Origin of the sequence: Rhodoluna miladensis (SeqCode), assembly GCF_965234705.1 — a bacterium.
Lineage (GTDB): Bacteria > Actinomycetota > Actinomycetes > Actinomycetales > Microbacteriaceae > Rhodoluna > Rhodoluna miladensis.
In genome coordinates this window covers 137,044-152,820 of record NZ_OZ248465.1, presented here as the reverse complement: position 1 = coordinate 152,820, position 15,777 = coordinate 137,044, and the positions used below count along the sequence as shown (strand labels likewise).

16 protein-coding genes are annotated in these 15,777 nt (G+C 50.4%); 12 read left to right on the top strand and 4 right to left on the bottom strand.

All coding sequences use genetic code 11. From position 1 onward, the window contains the following. Positions 1-30: 30 nt before the first annotated feature. The 5 genes from nrdH (at position 31) to zupT (ending at position 4,792) form a co-directional block, all read left to right on the top strand. Positions 31-255, top strand: coding sequence for a glutaredoxin-like protein NrdH (gene nrdH, locus AC8GDC_RS00725; protein WP_506557973.1), 225 nt, complete (start codon positions 31-33; stop codon positions 253-255). A 23-nt stretch (positions 256-278) separates the two neighbouring features. Continuing rightward, on the top strand, positions 279-686 hold the full coding sequence (nrdI, locus tag AC8GDC_RS00720; protein ID WP_506557972.1) for a class Ib ribonucleoside-diphosphate reductase assembly flavoprotein NrdI: 408 nt from the start codon (positions 279-281) through the stop codon (positions 684-686). A 77-nt stretch (positions 687-763) separates the two neighbouring features. Beyond that, on the top strand, positions 764-2,845 hold the full coding sequence (nrdE, locus tag AC8GDC_RS00715) for a class 1b ribonucleoside-diphosphate reductase subunit alpha (protein ID WP_506558445.1): 2,082 nt from the start codon (positions 764-766) through the stop codon (positions 2,843-2,845). A gap of 18 nt (positions 2,846-2,863) precedes the next feature. Further along, entirely contained in the window at positions 2,864-3,832 is a 969-nt protein-coding gene (gene nrdF, locus AC8GDC_RS00710; protein ID WP_506557971.1) for a class 1b ribonucleoside-diphosphate reductase subunit beta, read from the top strand. 132 nt (positions 3,833-3,964) lie between these two features. Beyond that, positions 3,965-4,792 (top strand): zinc transporter ZupT, encoded by an 828-nt coding sequence (gene zupT / locus AC8GDC_RS00705; RefSeq protein ID WP_506557970.1) that lies wholly within the window; start codon positions 3,965-3,967, stop codon positions 4,790-4,792. Positions 4,793-4,862: 70 nt separating this feature from the next. Here zupT and heR read toward each other — a convergent pair whose 3' ends face one another. Beyond that, on the bottom strand, positions 4,863-5,666 hold the full coding sequence (heR, locus tag AC8GDC_RS00700; RefSeq protein ID WP_506557969.1) for a heliorhodopsin HeR: 804 nt from the start codon (positions 5,664-5,666) through the stop codon (positions 4,863-4,865). Positions 5,667-5,781: 115 nt separating this feature from the next. Here heR and AC8GDC_RS00695 point away from each other — a divergent pair, with 115 nt between their 5' ends. The 7 genes from AC8GDC_RS00695 (at position 5,782) to AC8GDC_RS00665 (ending at position 12,283) form a co-directional block, all read left to right on the top strand. Continuing rightward, a complete protein-coding gene (locus AC8GDC_RS00695) occupies positions 5,782-6,252 on the top strand; it encodes a hypothetical protein (RefSeq protein ID WP_506557968.1) in 471 nt (156 codons plus the stop codon). A 114-nt stretch (positions 6,253-6,366) separates the two neighbouring features. After that, complete coding sequence (locus AC8GDC_RS00690) at positions 6,367-7,557, top strand: MFS transporter (RefSeq protein WP_506557967.1); 1,191 nt, start codon at positions 6,367-6,369, stop codon at positions 7,555-7,557. Between the two features lie 8 nt (positions 7,558-7,565). Continuing rightward, positions 7,566-8,351 carry a TIM barrel protein gene (locus tag AC8GDC_RS00685; RefSeq protein WP_506557966.1) on the top strand — a complete coding sequence of 262 codons (786 nt, stop codon included), beginning with the start codon at positions 7,566-7,568 and terminating at the stop codon, positions 8,349-8,351. 63 nt (positions 8,352-8,414) lie between these two features. Further along, the gene (locus tag AC8GDC_RS00680; RefSeq protein WP_506557965.1) at positions 8,415-9,182 is read left to right on the top strand and encodes a GntR family transcriptional regulator; all 768 of its coding nucleotides are present in this window, start codon (positions 8,415-8,417) and stop codon (positions 9,180-9,182) included. A 213-nt stretch (positions 9,183-9,395) separates the two neighbouring features. Beyond that, positions 9,396-10,367: a substrate-binding domain-containing protein gene (locus AC8GDC_RS00675; protein WP_506557964.1), complete on the top strand. Its 972-nt coding sequence runs from the start codon at positions 9,396-9,398 to the stop codon at positions 10,365-10,367. A 93-nt stretch (positions 10,368-10,460) separates the two neighbouring features. Continuing rightward, positions 10,461-11,504, top strand: a complete 1,044-nt coding sequence (locus AC8GDC_RS00670) for an ABC transporter permease (protein WP_506557963.1) — start codon at positions 10,461-10,463, stop codon at positions 11,502-11,504. Then, complete coding sequence (locus AC8GDC_RS00665; RefSeq protein WP_506557962.1) at positions 11,501-12,283, top strand: ATP-binding cassette domain-containing protein; 783 nt, start codon at positions 11,501-11,503, stop codon at positions 12,281-12,283. Before AC8GDC_RS00670 ends, AC8GDC_RS00665 begins: the two co-directional genes overlap by 4 nt. A gap of 67 nt (positions 12,284-12,350) precedes the next feature. Here AC8GDC_RS00665 and AC8GDC_RS00660 read toward each other — a convergent pair whose 3' ends face one another. The 3 genes from AC8GDC_RS00660 to AC8GDC_RS00650 all read right to left on the bottom strand — a co-directional run bounded on the left by AC8GDC_RS00660 (position 12,351) and on the right by AC8GDC_RS00650 (position 15,752). Further along, positions 12,351-13,238 (bottom strand): 5-deoxy-glucuronate isomerase, encoded by an 888-nt coding sequence (locus AC8GDC_RS00660; protein ID WP_506557961.1) that lies wholly within the window; start codon positions 13,236-13,238, stop codon positions 12,351-12,353. A 76-nt stretch (positions 13,239-13,314) separates the two neighbouring features. After that, positions 13,315-14,265 carry an SDR family oxidoreductase gene (locus tag AC8GDC_RS00655; protein ID WP_506557960.1) on the bottom strand — a complete coding sequence of 317 codons (951 nt, stop codon included), beginning with the start codon at positions 14,263-14,265 and terminating at the stop codon, positions 13,315-13,317. Beyond that, a complete protein-coding gene (locus tag AC8GDC_RS00650; protein ID WP_506557959.1) occupies positions 14,265-15,752 on the bottom strand; it encodes a CoA-acylating methylmalonate-semialdehyde dehydrogenase in 1,488 nt (495 codons plus the stop codon). Before AC8GDC_RS00650 ends, AC8GDC_RS00655 begins: the two co-directional genes overlap by 1 nt. Between the last annotated feature and the right edge of the window lie 25 nt (positions 15,753-15,777).

Sequence of the window (15,777 nt, the reverse complement as noted above, 5' to 3'; positions counted from 1 at the left end):
TTTTCGACCCCGTAAGCAGAAGGAAACACCATGGCAGTAACCGTTTACACGCTCCCAGCTTGCGTGCAGTGCGATAGCACCAAGCGCATGCTCAAGAGCATCGATGTTGACTACGAAGAAGTCGATATGAGCCAAGATCCGGTTGCTTTAGAAATGGTGAAGACCCTGGGCTATACCGCAGCTCCTGTAGTTGTATCAGGCGATGACCACTGGAGTGGTTTCCGCATGGAAAAAATTCAAGCTCTAAGCGCCTAGATAAAAGGGCTGGAGTTGTTGAGATGTTCGATGTTGTTTACTTCTCGAGCGTCTCAGAGAACACAAAAAGGTTTGTAGACAAACTAGGCACCAACGCAATTCGGATTCCCCTAAAGTCCGAGGATGCAGCAGAGTTTGTTTACGAGAGGGACAACGTTTTAGTTGTACCTACTTATGGGGGCGGAAACGACGGATCTACTGTTCCTAAGCAGGTCATAAAGTTTCTGAACAATCCTGAGAACCGCAAGCACATCAAAGCGGTGATCGGCGGAGGAAACACCAATTTTGGTAGCCACTTCTGCAAAGCCGGCGACATTGTCGCCACTAAATTAGGTGTTCCATTGATTTATAAGTTTGAAATCACCGGTACACCAGAAGACGTAATCGAAGTTAAAGAAAGGCTGGCCCAGCTGTGGCAAACCAACTCGTAGAGATCGCTGATGATCAAGGCAACCTAGTCGGTAAGTCTGGGGTTGAATCTGCTCTGAGCTATCAAGACCTCAACGCCATGATCAACCTCTGGGGTGAAGATCAAAAACTACAGTTGGAAAAAGATAAGCTGGCAGTTCGCAAATACTTCCTAGAGCACGTGAACCAGAACACCGTGTTCTTCCACAGCCTCAAAGAGCGCCTGGACTACCTAGTTGAGCACGAGTACTACGAGAAGGAAATCCTCGACCAGTACTCCTTCGAATTCATCAAGGCTCTAGAAGAGCTTGCCTACTCAAAGAAGTTCCGCTTTGAAGCATTCATGGGTGCCTTCAAGTTCTACACCGGCTACGCACTAAAGACCTTCGATGGCACTCGCTACCTAGAGCGCTTCGAAGACCGCGTAGTAATGGTTGCACTTACGCTTGCAGCCGGCAACGAAGCAGTTGCTACCGACCTGGTTGAAGAAATGATCTCTGGTCGTTTCCAGCCGGCAACGCCTACCTTCTTGAACTGCGGAAAGAAACAGCGCGGCGAGTTCGTATCTTGCTTCCTTCTTCGCATTGAAGACAACATGGAGTCAATCTCTCGTGGAATCAACTCAGCTCTGCAGCTATCAAAGCGCGGTGGCGGTGTTGCCCTTTCACTTTCTAACATCCGTGAGTACGGCGCTCCAATCAAGAAGATCGAAGGCCAGTCCTCTGGAATCATTCCAGTGATGAAGCTTCTAGAAGACAGCTTCTCTTACGCCAACCAGCTGGGTGCTCGTCAGGGTGCAGGAGCCGTTTACCTAAACGCTCACCACCCAGACATCCTGCGATTCCTGGACACCAAGCGTGAGAACGCTGACGAGAAGACTCGTATCAAGACACTTTCTATTGGTGTTGTTGTACCGGACGTCACAATGGAGCTAGCTAAGAACAACGAGGACATGTACCTGTTTAGCCCATACGACGTCGAGAAGGTTTACGGCATTCCATTTGGAGATATCTCAGTCACAGAGAAGTACAACGAAATGGTTGATGACCCAAGAATCAAGAAGTCGAAGATCAAGGCCCGTGAGCTATTCGAGCGCATCGCTGAGCTTCAGTTCGAATCTGGCTACCCATACGTGATGTACGAAGACACTGTGAACCGCGCCAACCCAATCGAAGGCCGCATCAACATGTCTAACCTTTGCTCTGAGATCCTTCAGGTCAACACCCCAACCACCTACAACGCAGATCTTTCCTACGATCAAATAGGTAAAGACATCTCCTGCAACCTGGGATCCATGAACATTGCCATGGCAATGGATGGACCTGACTTTGCCAAAACAGTTGAGGCGTCTATCCGTGCTCTAACTGCCGTTAGCGACATGTCAGACATCGAATCTGTAAGGTCTATCTCCGATGGAAACCACAAGAGCCACGCCATTGGTCTAGGTCAGATGAACCTGCACGGTTACCTTGCCCGCGAGCACATCCACTACGGATCTGAAGAAGCGTTGGACTTTACGAACATGTACTTCTATACAGTGGTCTACAACGCCATCAAGGCATCCAACAAGATTGCCATCGAGCGCGGAAGCTCCTTCCACAACTTCGAGAACTCGAAGTATGCAACCGGTGAGTACTTCCAGAAGTACACCGACCAGGTGTGGGCTCCGGCCACAGCCAAGGTCAAGGAACTGTTTGACAAGAGCAACATCACTATTCCTTCTCAGGATGACTGGAAGGCTCTAAAAGAGTCAGTGATGAAGCACGGTATCTACAACCAGAACCTGCAGGCAGTTCCACCAACTGGATCTATCTCCTACATCAACAACTCAACTAGCTCCATCCACCCAATCGCATCTCGCATCGAGGTTCGCAAGGAAGGAAAGCTAGGAAGGGTTTACTACCCAGCCCCATTCCTAGATCAGGACAACTGGGACTACTACGAGGACGCCTACGAGGTAGGTCCTGAGAAGATCATCGACACCTACGCCGTTGCCACCCAGCACGTCGACCAGGGTCTGTCACTGACATTGTTCTTCAAGGACACTGCCACCACCCGTGATGTCAACAGAAGCCAGATCTACGCTTGGCGCAAGGGCATCAAAACCATTTACTATATCCGTATTCGTCAGGCGGCCCTAGAGGGTACCGAAGTCGAAAACTGCGTCAGCTGCATGCTCTAGGAAGAGGGACAATAAATCATGAAACTAGAATCCAAACTCATCACCCGTCCAATCAACTGGAACAAGATTGAAGACTCAGTTGACCTAGATGTATGGAACCGCCTGACCCAGAACTTCTGGCTGCCTGAGAAGGTCCCAATTTCCAACGACATCCAGTCCTGGGGAACCCTGCGCGACCACGAGAAGAAACTAACCATGCACGTCTTCACTGGATTGACAATGCTCGACACCATCCAGGGAACCGTAGGCTCGATGAGCTTGATGCCGGATGCTCGTACTCAGCACGAAGAGGCAGTTATCACCAACATCGCATTCATGGAGTCAGTGCACGCTAAGAGTTACTCGAGTGTGTTCTCAACTCTTTGCTCAACAGCTGACATCGACGAGGCTTTCCGCTGGTCAGAAGATAACCCATACCTTCAGAAAAAAGCCGAGATCATCCTTGGCTACTACAACGGAGATGACCCGCTAAAGCGCAAGGTTGCCTCCACGCTGTTGGAGTCATTCTTGTTCTACTCCGGTTTCTACCTGCCGATGTATTGGTCATCAAGAGCGAAGCTAACAAACACAGCTGACCTAATCAGACTGATCATCCGCGACGAAGCTATCCACGGCTACTACATCGGATACAAGTTCCAGCTTGGCTACAACGAGTCAACTACCGCTCGTCAGGAAGAGCTAAAGGCTTACACCTACGACCTTCTGTTGGAGCTATACGCCAACGAGGTTAAGTACACAGCTGACCTGTATGACGAGATTGGTCTAACTCACGATGTGAAGCAGTTCCTTCACTACAACGGCAACAAAGCCCTTATGAACCTGGGCTTTGAGCCATTGTTCCCGAAGGATGACTGCCAGGTCTCCCCTGCCATCTTGAGCGCACTATCCCCATCCAGCGACGAGAATCACGACTTCTTCTCGGGCTCTGGTTCCTCCTACGTGATCGGTAAGCACGAAGCTACAACCGATGACGACTGGGACTTCTAAGAAAGGAAATCTCATGGATTGCAACTGCAATAAAGACACCTGCGGGTGCGGCAACAAGAGCTAATAGCATTACTTGAAACAGCCGGCTAACGCTGTTAGCCGGTTTTTTCATCTCCTAAAGAAAGGCACAAAGTGGACAGCGCAATCGTTTTGGCATTTGCCGTGACGCTGTTCGCAGGCCTTGCTACCGGTATCGGTTCTGCAATTGCCTTTCTAAGCAAAACCACCAACAAAGCCTTCTTTGCTTTGTCGATGGGCTTTTCAGCCGGTGTGATGATCTACCTCAGCTTTGCTGAGATCTTGCCCAAGGCATCCAAATACATCGCCTCCGAAGTAGACACCTCTCAGAGCGCAGCCATCGCAGCAGCAGCGCTAATTGGCGGAATGATCTTGATGGCGCTGATCGATGCCGTTGTTCCATCGGGTGCTAACCCACACGAGAACACCCGAGTCGAGCTGATGAGCGAGAGCGTTGAAACAGACGACGGTGTTGGCATTGAGCAAAAGCGCCTTCTTCAGATGGGAGTCTTTGTTGCACTGGCCATCGCCATCCACAACTTCCCAGAAGGTCTTGCCACATTCTTACTTGTTCTAGATGATCCAGAAGTCGGCATCGCACTTGCCATCGCCGTTGCAATGCATAACATCCCCGAAGGAATTGCCGTCTCGGTTCCGGTTTACTACGCAACCAAGAGCAAGATCAAGGCCTTCCGCTTGAGCTTCCTCTCCGGTCTTGCCGAGCCAGCCGGTGCGGTGATTGGGTATTTGATCTTGGCGCCTTTCCTGAATGATTTTGTCTTAGGCGTGATTTTTGCAATGGTTGCTGGCGTAATGGTCTTTCTTGCAATTGACACTTTGCTTCCAACAGCAAGAAACTCCTCGCGCGGTCACCTGACGGTCTATGGCCTAATCGGCGGCATGGCTGTAATGGCAGCCAGCTTGGTGTTGTTGGGGCTCTAGAGAATCTCTTAGAAATGAACAAAGCCCCAGCCCCGTAAAGCGGAACTGGGGCTTTGAACTTTTTGTTTAGCTAGCCAACAATTGCCGGAATGATTGCTCCGGAGAAGACCTGCCAAGCAAGGATGGTCTTTGCTACCAAGCTGAGGGTGATGTAAGTAGCTTCACCGAAGAGGTAGTTTTTCCAAGGACCAATCTTCTTATATTGGAACGCCTGGTTGAAGGCGAAGGTGTTGAAGAAGATAAACAGGGCAACGATGATTCCATAGACGAATCCAGGAATCTCAGCAGCGTTTTCGCCACCGGGCTGAATCGTATAAACGATGATGATTAGCCAAGGAACGATTCCGGTCATGGAGCCGAAGATAAATGGCAAGCCCTGGCCATTGCCTGGGCTTTCATACTTCTCCTGCAGCGCACCGAAGAAGATCATCGATGCGTTGACCGAGAAGATTCCAACCAGTGCTGCGAAATCCGATACTCCAGTTAGCTGAGCGATCAACCAAATCATCACCGATGAGGAGAGTGAATACTCAACCCAGCGGAAGTAGTTGTGGTTTAGCTTTAGCCCTGCCTTGTAGCGAGGGAAGAACTTATTTGAGGAGATTAGGAAATGGAAAAAAGCTGACAGCAGCAAGAATCCAACTACTCCCGCACCGATGTTGACATCGAATAGCTCAACGCGCTCTGGCGGAACTGGAACTCCCGGAGGGCCAGTTGGGTAGTCGATTGTGGTCGGGAACAGAATCTGGTTATCAAGCAGAGTTAGAACATATCCCAGTCCTACTGCCTGCCCTAAATGCAAAAAGCCTGCAACGACGTTGTACTTGCGCAAACCATCAATTCTTTGGTTTGGTGTGAGTTTTTTCTTGGCCAAGTGGTGCCTCCTTGTTTTTAGCCTTAGTCCTAACCCTAGGGCGGAGCCCTAGCAAAGCCTCTGATTGCTGGCGTATCATCTTCCTATCGGCTGATTTTCAACAAGAAGGTTTCCAATGCCAACCAAAACCATCGCAAAGACCACTACTAAGAAGCCAGCAAAAGCTGCGACCAAGAGTGGGATGTCGGCTGCCGAAAAGCTAGCAATCAAAGAACGAGCTGCGGAACTAAAGGCCCAAGCACTGGGCCTCAAAGGCGAAGCCGAGGTTGAGGCTAAGTGGAAACTGATGAAGCCAGAAAACCGCGCGATTGCAAAGGCGCTTCACACGCTAATCAAAGATGTTGATAAGTCAATCGAATCGAAGACTTGGTATTCGATGCCTGCCTATTACAAAGATGGAAAACTAATCTGCTTTTTCCAAAGCGCTGATAAGTGGGGAACCAGATACAGCACCCTAGGATTTGACGCTAACGCCAAGCTAGATGATGGATCGATGTGGGCGACATCTTTTGCCCTTACAAAGCTGACTCCAGCTAACTCCAAAGCAATTGCTGCTCTTGTGAAAAAGGCCATCGGCAAGAAGTAGTAGCGGGCCAGGGCGAGTATTACAAATACCCACTCACCCTGCGCCTCGTCAAGAGCTAGAGCGTGCAAGCTGTATCTTGGAACTTCCAAGAAAATGAATAGGTGGCTTCACTAATTGTCTAGTAGAAAAACTTCAATAGTTGTTTGGTCCACTGCCTCGGCAGGTCTTTTTTTTGCACGAGCTTTTCTGTTTTCCACTTGGGTCAGTCGTGGTCCAGAAGTTCAGGCACTTCTAAATCTCAGCACAGCTGAGATGGGTGTTTTCACCATGCTCTACGCAGTTGGTGGGCTTGCGGGAATCTTTTTTGCCAGCATGCTGGTGAAAAAGTACGGCTCAAGAATGATTGCGGTTTTAGGTTTTGCAATAGCTGTGGCGGCCATGATGGGAATCGGATTCTCTATTGAACTTGGCTTCCTGTTGGTCTCCAGCCTGCTGTTGATGTCTATTGGAATGCCGATGGCAATCGAGGACTTCGTTGGAAACTACGAAGGTAACGCAGCTGACCGCAAATCCAAGCACTCCATCTTTCCCGCCATACACGGTGCCTACGGTCTTGGAATGCTCGGTGGTGCGGCATTTTCTAGCTGGGCGATTGGCGCGGGTGTTGCTTTACCGCTGCACTACTTTGTTGCCGCGATTTTAGTAGGCGTTGTCTCTGTGACCGCAGGTCTGGTGCTACCCGATCGAAGAGGCGAAATAGATTCCGGAGCTTCTGCCAAGAAGGGTCAAGCCAAGCTGGTATGGAGCGAGAAGCGCAGTCTGTTAATTGCAGTGGTTGGCTTTTCATTCATCATGGCTGAAATGTCCGCCGGAACCTGGGTTCCGATTGCTCTTACCCAAGCCGGCTATTCGGGTTCTGACGCAGCTTTATTGTTCGGTGTTTTCTGGATCGTCATTACCGTGGGGCGCTTGCTCGGAGGTTTTGTCGTGGACGCGATCGGAAGATCAAACACCATTTTGATCTCGGCGTTGATTGGCTCAAGTGGTGTTGCGGTATTCATCGCCCAGGATCTAATCAACCAGCCGCTGCTGGGTCTGGTGCTTTGGGGCTTGGGAATCTCAATGGGCTTTCCAATGTCGATTGCAGCCATGGGCGACGATGAGCGCATGGCGCCTGCCAGAATCAACATGATTATCACCGTGGTCTACATCTCTTCCATTACCGTCGGTCCAGCACTTGGTAGCGTGGGGCAGGTTTACGGTTTGTTTGTAGCTTTCGTGATCCCTTTATTGTTCTTACTTGTTGCAGCAATACTGAGCCCGATTACCAAACCCGAAACTTCTAAAACTGCGGCCAACGGTTAGTTCGTAAAGTGCAAACCCAACCCTTCTTACTGGCTGCTTCGGCAGAAATGCTTTACCTGGAACTGGATTTTGTTGATCGAGTAAATCGCATACACGAGCAGGGGTTCCTGGTAGAAATCTGGAACTGGAAGAACAAAGACCTATCTAAGCTGGCAGCTACTGAGGCAACATTTCAGTCAATGACTGGATACCTAGAAGGTGATTTGGTCGACGCAAGCGGTATCGATCGCCTTTTGGCCACCGCGCTTGAGAGCATCGAGGCATCCAAGGAAATCAACTGCCAGAACCTAAATCTTCACGGCACCGGGCTTGATGCCAATGGCCAAGCCATAAACAAGCGGCTCTCGGTAAGCGAGAGTGATTGGTCAACCGCTCTTGACACTCTGGCGAGGATAGCTGAGCTTGGGGTTAGGCATGACCGCGTTTTCACTTTGGAAAACTTGAATCTAAAAGTTGATCATCCAGGTACCCCGTTCGCGAGTTCAAAGGACACCCTTCGGCTGGTATCTATGGTCAATAGCCCAGGGCTCAGAATGAATCTGGATTTGTACCACGCTCAAGTTGACGAGGGGAATCTAAGCGAGATAGTTCAGGTGTGCCTTCCCTGGGTTGGCGAGATACAGGTGGCTGATGTGCCAGGTCGCATGGAGCCGGGAACCGGCGAGATCAACTATCCGTTTGTGGCAAGAAAACTTGCAGAGCTTGGCTATCGAGGCGTTGTCGGCTTGGAGGGTTGGGCAAGCTCCGACTCAGATTCAGCACTTGAGGCATTCCGTGGGGCATTCACCCTCTAGCTAACAAGCTTTGCCCGATGAGCTATTGTTCTAACATAGTCGGGCCAGTAGAAGGGATGCGGCGTGAAAAAAACTGAAATGATTCTTCCCCTCCAGGCTTTCTCTTCTTTGGATCGCAATTCTCCGGTGCCGCTGTATTTTCAACTATCAAAAATAATTGAGCAGGCAATTTTGTCAGGTCAATTATCCCCGGGCGACCGACTTGAGAACGAAGTTTCAATTTGCGCACGGTTATCACTTTCACGACCAACAGTTCGTCGTGCAATTGAAGAACTTGTGAATCAGGGTTTGTTAGTTCGACGTCGCGGTCTAGGTACTCAAGTAGTGCACGGTCAAGTCACAAGAGGCATAGAGCTAACATCGCTCTACGATGATCTGCTTCGATCGGGTAAGAAACCAACTACGAAAATTCTGGAGCTAAGAAAACAAAAAGCGAGCCCTTCGGTTGCAGCGAGCTTGGGAGTGTCAATTAATGAGGAGGTGATCTTCCTGCACCGAGTTCGTGGGGCAGGTAAGACACCGGTGGCAGTTATGCAAAATTGGATTCACCCCCGCTACGAAAACTTACTTAGTAGCCAAACAGAATTGGCCGGCACTGGTTTGTATCAGTGGCTTAGAAGCCAAGGCGCCGCCATTCAGGTTGCAAAGCAAAAGATTGCGGCCCGACGTGCCAGCCCTGAAGAAGCGAGTCTTTTAGAAATCGATAAGAACTCGCCGGTTCTGACCATGGATCGAACTGTTTTTGACAACACCGGTGAGGCTCTCGAATACGGTCAGCACTGCTACCGGACTGACCTTTACTCTTTTGAATTCACGATTGTGGAGCGCTAGCAAAGGGCTTGTCTGTTGTGACAAGCCCTAGGGTTTGTAAGCTACCTCCGCGACTCCGCTAGCCACTGGCCCCTCGATAGCTGGCCTATGTTTCTGTTTGGTAACGGCTCCGGAGACATAGGCATCTATGTCCTTACAAAGGGCCATAATGGGGGGAGTCGGGAGAATTCCCGATTGTATGTATACATATCAAAAAAACGAGAGGTTACCTCAATGAACATCAAGAAGCTAGCTGCTCTTGTTGCCGTATCCGCGTTAGTACTAACTGGATGTGCAACAACCGCAGCAGAAACTGAAACAGAAACAGCAGCACCAACTAGCGACTTCAAGATCTGTGTTTACACTCACGGTGACGGTGGAGGCTTCTGGTCTGTAGCACAAAAGGGTGCCGAGCAGGCTGGAACAGACCTAGGTGTCACAGTTGACTACCAGGGCTCAACCAACGACTCTGCAAAGCAGGCTCAGACAATCGAAGCTGGTATCGCAGGTGGCTGTGACGCAATCGCAGCTTCAGCACCAGACCCAGATGCAATCAAGGACGCAATGTTGGCAGCAGCAGCAGCTGGCATTCCTACTGTAACCATGAACTCCGGATCGTCAGTATTCAGAGACCTTGGCGCAATCACACATGTTGGTCAGGATGAATTCATCGCAGGTCAGGAAGCTGGACTTCGCTTCAAGGCTGCCGGAATCAAGAAGATTCTTTGCCCACTTCAGGAAGCAGCAAACATTGGTCTTGAGGAGCGTTGTGCAGGAGCACAGGACACTCACGGAAATGTTGTTAACTTCAACCTAGATGGCGGTCTTGCTGACCTAACAGCTGCATCTGCAAAGATCAAGGCTGCTCTAGAAGCTGACCCAACCTACGATGGTGTGTTCGCATTGAACGCTGACATCGCAGCCAAGGCTGTTTTGCCAGCCGTGACTGACCTAGGCGTAGAGATGATGATTGGAACAGTTGACATGTCAGCTGAGGCTCTTGATGCAATCAAGGCTGGAACAATCTCATTCGCGATTGACCAGCAGCAGTACGCACAGGGTTACCTATCGGTTGCCTTGCTGTACCTAAACCTAACCAACGGTCACACCCTTGGTGGAGGTCTACCTATGTACACCGGTCCTGGCTTTGTTGACTCAACAAACGTCGAGAAGGTTATTGCACTAGTTGGAAACGGTACTCGCTAGTCGTATCATAGAAACATAAAGACAGGTGGGCTAGAAGATTTTCTAGCCCACCTGTTTTCTAGGTGAAACAAATAGAAAACCGAGGACTCAGCTATGGCAAACGCAGTCAAAGACGAACGCGTACAAAAAACTTCTCTCTTGACAACTGTCTTGAGGCGGCCAGAATTCGGTGCCCTAATGGGTGCTCTGGCAATTTTCGCTCTGTTTTCAGCAGTTGATACAACAACAAACTTTGGACAGCTTGGCGGTATCTCCGGCTGGACCGACATCGCAGCCCCAATCGGAATCGTTGCTGTATTCGTCGCACTTTTAATGATCGGTGGCGAGTTTGACCTTTCCACCGGTGTGATGGTTGGAACCACAGGCCTACTGACCGGAATGCTGGTCACGGAACTCGGTCTAGATATTTGGACCTCGATTTTTATCGTGCTTGTCTTTGCCGCAGGAGTCGGGCTTCTAAACGGCTGGTTGGTAGTGACAACCGGGTTGCCTTCATTTATCGTGACCCTGGCTACATTCTTCGTTCTTCGCGGAGCTAACCTAGCCGTCACCAAGCAGTTCACTGGAACGGTTCGAGTTAGCGGTACCGATGAGGCTGCAAACTTCGAACAGGCAGAAGCGTTGTTTGCCAGCAAGATTGAATTTGGTGGAGCTAACTTTCAGGTCTCAATCATTTGGTGGATTTTCTTCACCATCTTGGCAACCTGGATTCTGACTAGAACCAAGTTCGGTAACTGGATTTTTGCTTCCGGTGGCGATGCAAATGCTGCTCGTAACGCCGGAGTGCCGGTGATTAGAACCAAGATCATCTTGTTCATGATGACCTCTGTCGCCGCAGCTTTTGTTGGCATCATGTTCGTTCTTCGCCTAAAGGGCATGCAGGCCGGCCAGGGTGTTGGAATTGAGTTTTTCTACATCATCGCAGCCGCTGTTGGAGGCACATTGCTCACTGGTGGTATGGGTTCTGCAATTGGAGCCACACTGGGTGCAGCAATCATGGGAATGGCCTACATCGGTATTCCTTACGCACTTTGGGACTCAGACTGGACATTCACCTTCCTAGGTTTGATTTTGTTCACCGCTGTTTTGATCAACAGCGTTGTTAGTAAGAGAGCGATGAAGGGACGAAAGAAATGACCGCTGCTCTAGAGCTAAGAAACGTCACCAAGCAGTTCGGAAGCGTAATTGCTATGGCCGACGTGAGTATGGAGGTCACTGCTGGATCTGTCACCTGCGTGCTAGGTGACAACGGAGCTGGTAAGTCCACTCTTATCAAGACCCTTTCTGGAGTTCACAAAGCAACAGCTGGTGAATTCTTGATGGATGGTCAGCCGGTTGACTTTGGTTCCCCACGTGATGCAATCGCCAAGGGAATTGCTACCGTTTACCAGGACCTAGCGACTATTCCGATGATGTCGGTATGGAGAAACTTCTTCTTGGGTAACGAAATAACCAAAGGCTGGGGTCCATTCCGCATGCTGAACGTCAAGAAGATGAAGCAGCTTGCCAAGCAGCAACTTCTTGAGATGGGAATCGATCTTCGAGACACCGAGCAGCCAATTGGAACGCTTTCCGGTGGTGAGCGTCAGGCAGTTGCAATTGCTAGAGCCGTTTACTTCGGTGCCAAGGTGCTAATCCTGGACGAGCCAACATCCGCTCTGGGTGTTCGTCAGTCAGGAATTGTTCTAAAGTATGTTCTCGCAGCGAAGGAAAGAGGTGTGGCTGTAGTGTTCATTACTCACAACCCTCACCACGCCTACTTGGTGGGAGATCGTTTCTACCTTCTAAACCGAGGCAAGATGACCAATGACTTTATGCGCAGCAACGTCAAGCTTGATGAGCTAACAGTTGCCATGGCCGGTGGTGCTGAACTTGAGGCACTGACTCACGAAATTCAGCAGGTCAAAAACTCCTAAGATTCGTCTAATCAAAAAAACCGGTCCCGATTTCTTGGGGCCGGTCTTTTTGTTTAAAGCATTGAGCCTAGGCCCGGTATGGAAGTCGATCATCGGGCTTCAGTGAGTCCCAGCTCGATCGAAAGAATGCGTGGTTGGGGTCGTCCACAATGTTCCAGCTGCGGTCAGGATCGGGCCCAGCCATGACGTTCATGAAGTACATGTCATATGGTGGGATAGCCGATGCAGGGCCATGGTAACCGTAAGGCACTAGAGCCACGTCACCACTGCGAATTTCTAAAGTTAGATCAATTGGTCTTTCGTCAGAGGCATAAACCCGAAAGAACCCAACCGGGTCAGACTGCTTTGGAGTTGGCAAAAGCCTACTGACAGCCATCTCAAAGTAATAGATTTCCTCGAGATTAGATTCCACCCCGGCCACGTACTTATCGTGACGGTGAGGTGGGATGCCGGAGTGATTTCCTGATGGCACATTGACCTCAACTACCACCATGGCGCTGGCATCCAGCAGGTCAACTCCTCCATAGTCATGGATTTGTCGAGTGGCTCCATCCACCCCTCGAATCAAAACTGAGACATCTTCCTTCTTGGTTAGCTGTACGGCCTTGTCTGACTTAGCTAGGGCTTCGGCCACGGCAAATCGACCAGACCCGGTGATTCTTGCTTTGGTGGCTCTTGGTAGAAATAAGAAATCAGCTGGTCCCTGGAACACCGACTGCCGACCGCGTAGGGTGATCGAACCAGTTTCAGCACCCTCGTATTCAACCGTTACCGACTCTCCCTCAAGCGGCAAAATGGCTCGCTCCCAACCATCGGCCGGGATCTCAAATGCGAGCTGCTTAGTGAAGTCTCCAACCTTTAAGCCGGTGTATTTCCAGTTGGGAGTTGAGTCATTTACCTCAACCTCCCAGGCTGAAGAAGTTAGCTCTCCCTTTGGGTAAAACCACTTTGACAAGTTGATCTCCTAAAAATGCTCAAACACTTGAATGATGTATGAAGTCTACGCTCAACCTGTAGCTAGGCAGGTTCGCCTATGAGAGGGTCACCGGTGAGGGTGTGCCCGATTCGTACTCTTTCCTGAGGGCCATAAGTAAAGATCTAAGGCTGGTGGGGCCCACGCCTAAAGCTTGTTTAGTTGCAGCATTTGAAAGCGAGGTGTCCACTGGCACCGGTGCAGGGAAAAGTTCCGCTACGGGAGGATCGGTTTCAATCAGCAAATTGGCATCTAGTTCAAAAACTTCACAAACCAACCTGGCAAGATCCATTCTCGAAACAGCGTCATCGCCAACTAGGTGGAAAGTTCCCACCGCGTTTTGCTCCGCAATCAACGACACTTGCGCGCCAATTTCTGCAGCTAGGGACGGTGTTGCAATCTTGTTCACTTGGGGCCCACCCCAGACGGCAAACTGCTTTTTAGCGGTGAGCTCCCTAACCAAAGTGGTCACGAAATAGCCAAAGCCAACATCTTGGTTTCTTGGACCCTCATCCTTGAGCTGATGAAAGCCCATAACACCACCGATTCGACAGGTTCCTCCAGTATCAGGTGCGAGATCGCGAAGCACCTGCTCCCCCATGGCCTTTAGAAAGCCATAGATGTTAATTGGATTACCGGGATCGGTTTCCGGGGTTAAGTGCGAGGTTCCATCCATCACCCAATCACTTGAAATAAATATCGGCTTGCTGCCACTTGCCACGCCAGCCCGGACCACTCTAGAGGTCATGCCCACATAAGCATCAAAGGCGTAGGGCCTATCCTGCATCAACCTGTTGAAATCATTTGCGATGGCGCAGTGCACCACGGCATCAGTGTTTTCTAGCGCTACCTGAATCGAGTCTTGGTTTTGGAAATCAACTAACCGAGTTTCCCAGGGCAACGAAGCGTTAGTTCGAACCAGACCGAGAACTTCATGGCCCCTCGACTGCAACACCTTTGCGATGTTGCTGCCCACGAAGCCGGTGGAACCAGTTAGCGCTATCCTCATTAGTTTTGAGGGAAGCCCAGGTTCAATCCCCCGTGACTTGGGTCAAGCCATCTCGAAGTGATGACCTTGGTTTGAGTGAAGAACCTAAAGCCTTCTTCACCGTGCGCGCGGCTGTCACCAAAGAGTGAGTGCTTCCAACCACCGAAGCTAAAGTGAGCCACCGGAACAGGAATAGGAACATTGATTCCAATCATGCCAACCTGTACCTGGTTCTGGAACTTTCGAGCTGCACCACCGTCGTTTGTAAATATTGCTGTTCCGTTTCCAAAGGCTCCGGAGTTAATTAGATCTAGTCCTTCGTCATAGCTTTGTACGCGCACTACCGATAGCACCGGCCCGAAGATTTCTTCCTTGTAGACCTTGGAAGATGTCGGCACCTTATCAATCAGGGTTGGACCAAGCCAGAAACCACCAGGGGCTCCGTCGGCAACAACTCCGCGCCCGTCGACCACGACCGTAGCACCATCTTGTTCGGCTATCTCAATGTATGAGGCGACCTTGTCGCGGTGCTGCTTTGTAACAAGTGGTCCCATGTCGCAGTTTCGACGTCCGTCGCCAACCTTGATAGTGGCCATTCGTTCCTTGACTTTTGCTATGAGGGAATCGGCCACCGGTTCAACGGCAACGATTACCGAGATTGCCATACAGCGCTCACCGGCGGAACCGAAGCCCGCGTTGACCGCTGAGTCGGCTACCAGGTCAAGATCTGCATCGGGTAGAACGAGCATGTGGTTCTTTGCTCCACCAAGAGCTTGAACGCGCTTGCCGTTCTTGGCCGAGGTCTCATAGATGTACTGAGCGATTGGGGTTGAACCCACAAATGAAATGGAGGCAACATCAGGATGGTTGAGCAGACCATCCACCGCTTCCTTGTCGCCGTTTAGCACGTTGAAAACACCATCAGGCAAACCGGCTTCTTTCCAAAGCTCCGCCATCCAGATGGCGGCGGTTGGATCTTTTTCGCTTGGCTTCAAGATGACTGTGTTTCCAGCGGCAATCGCTACCGGGAAAAACCACATTGGCACCATCGCCGGGAAGTTGAATGGGCTAATGATTCCAGCTACTCCAATTGGCTGCTTTATTGAGTAAACGTCGACGCTGGTGGAAGCATTCTCTGAGAACTCGCCTTTTAGAAGATGAGGCAGTCCACAGGCAAACTCAACTACTTCTTGACCACGAGTGATTTCACCGAGGGCATCAGATAAGACCTTGCCGTGTTCCGCTGTGATGATTGCCGCTAACTCGGGCTTCTTGGCCTCTAGTAGCTCGCGGAAGCGGAACATGATTGCTTGGCGCCTAGCAGTTGATAGGTCTCTCCAGTCTGGAAAGGCGGCCTTAGCTGCCGCCACAGTGGCATTGATTTCGTCCTGGTTGGCAAAGCCAACCTGCTTGGTGGCCTCACCAAGAGCCGGGTCAAAGACATCACCGAACCGGCCGGATTTACTCTGGACTGCCTTACCGTTGATCCACATCGGAATTACACTCATGATTGTTTTCCTATCCTCGTTTGAT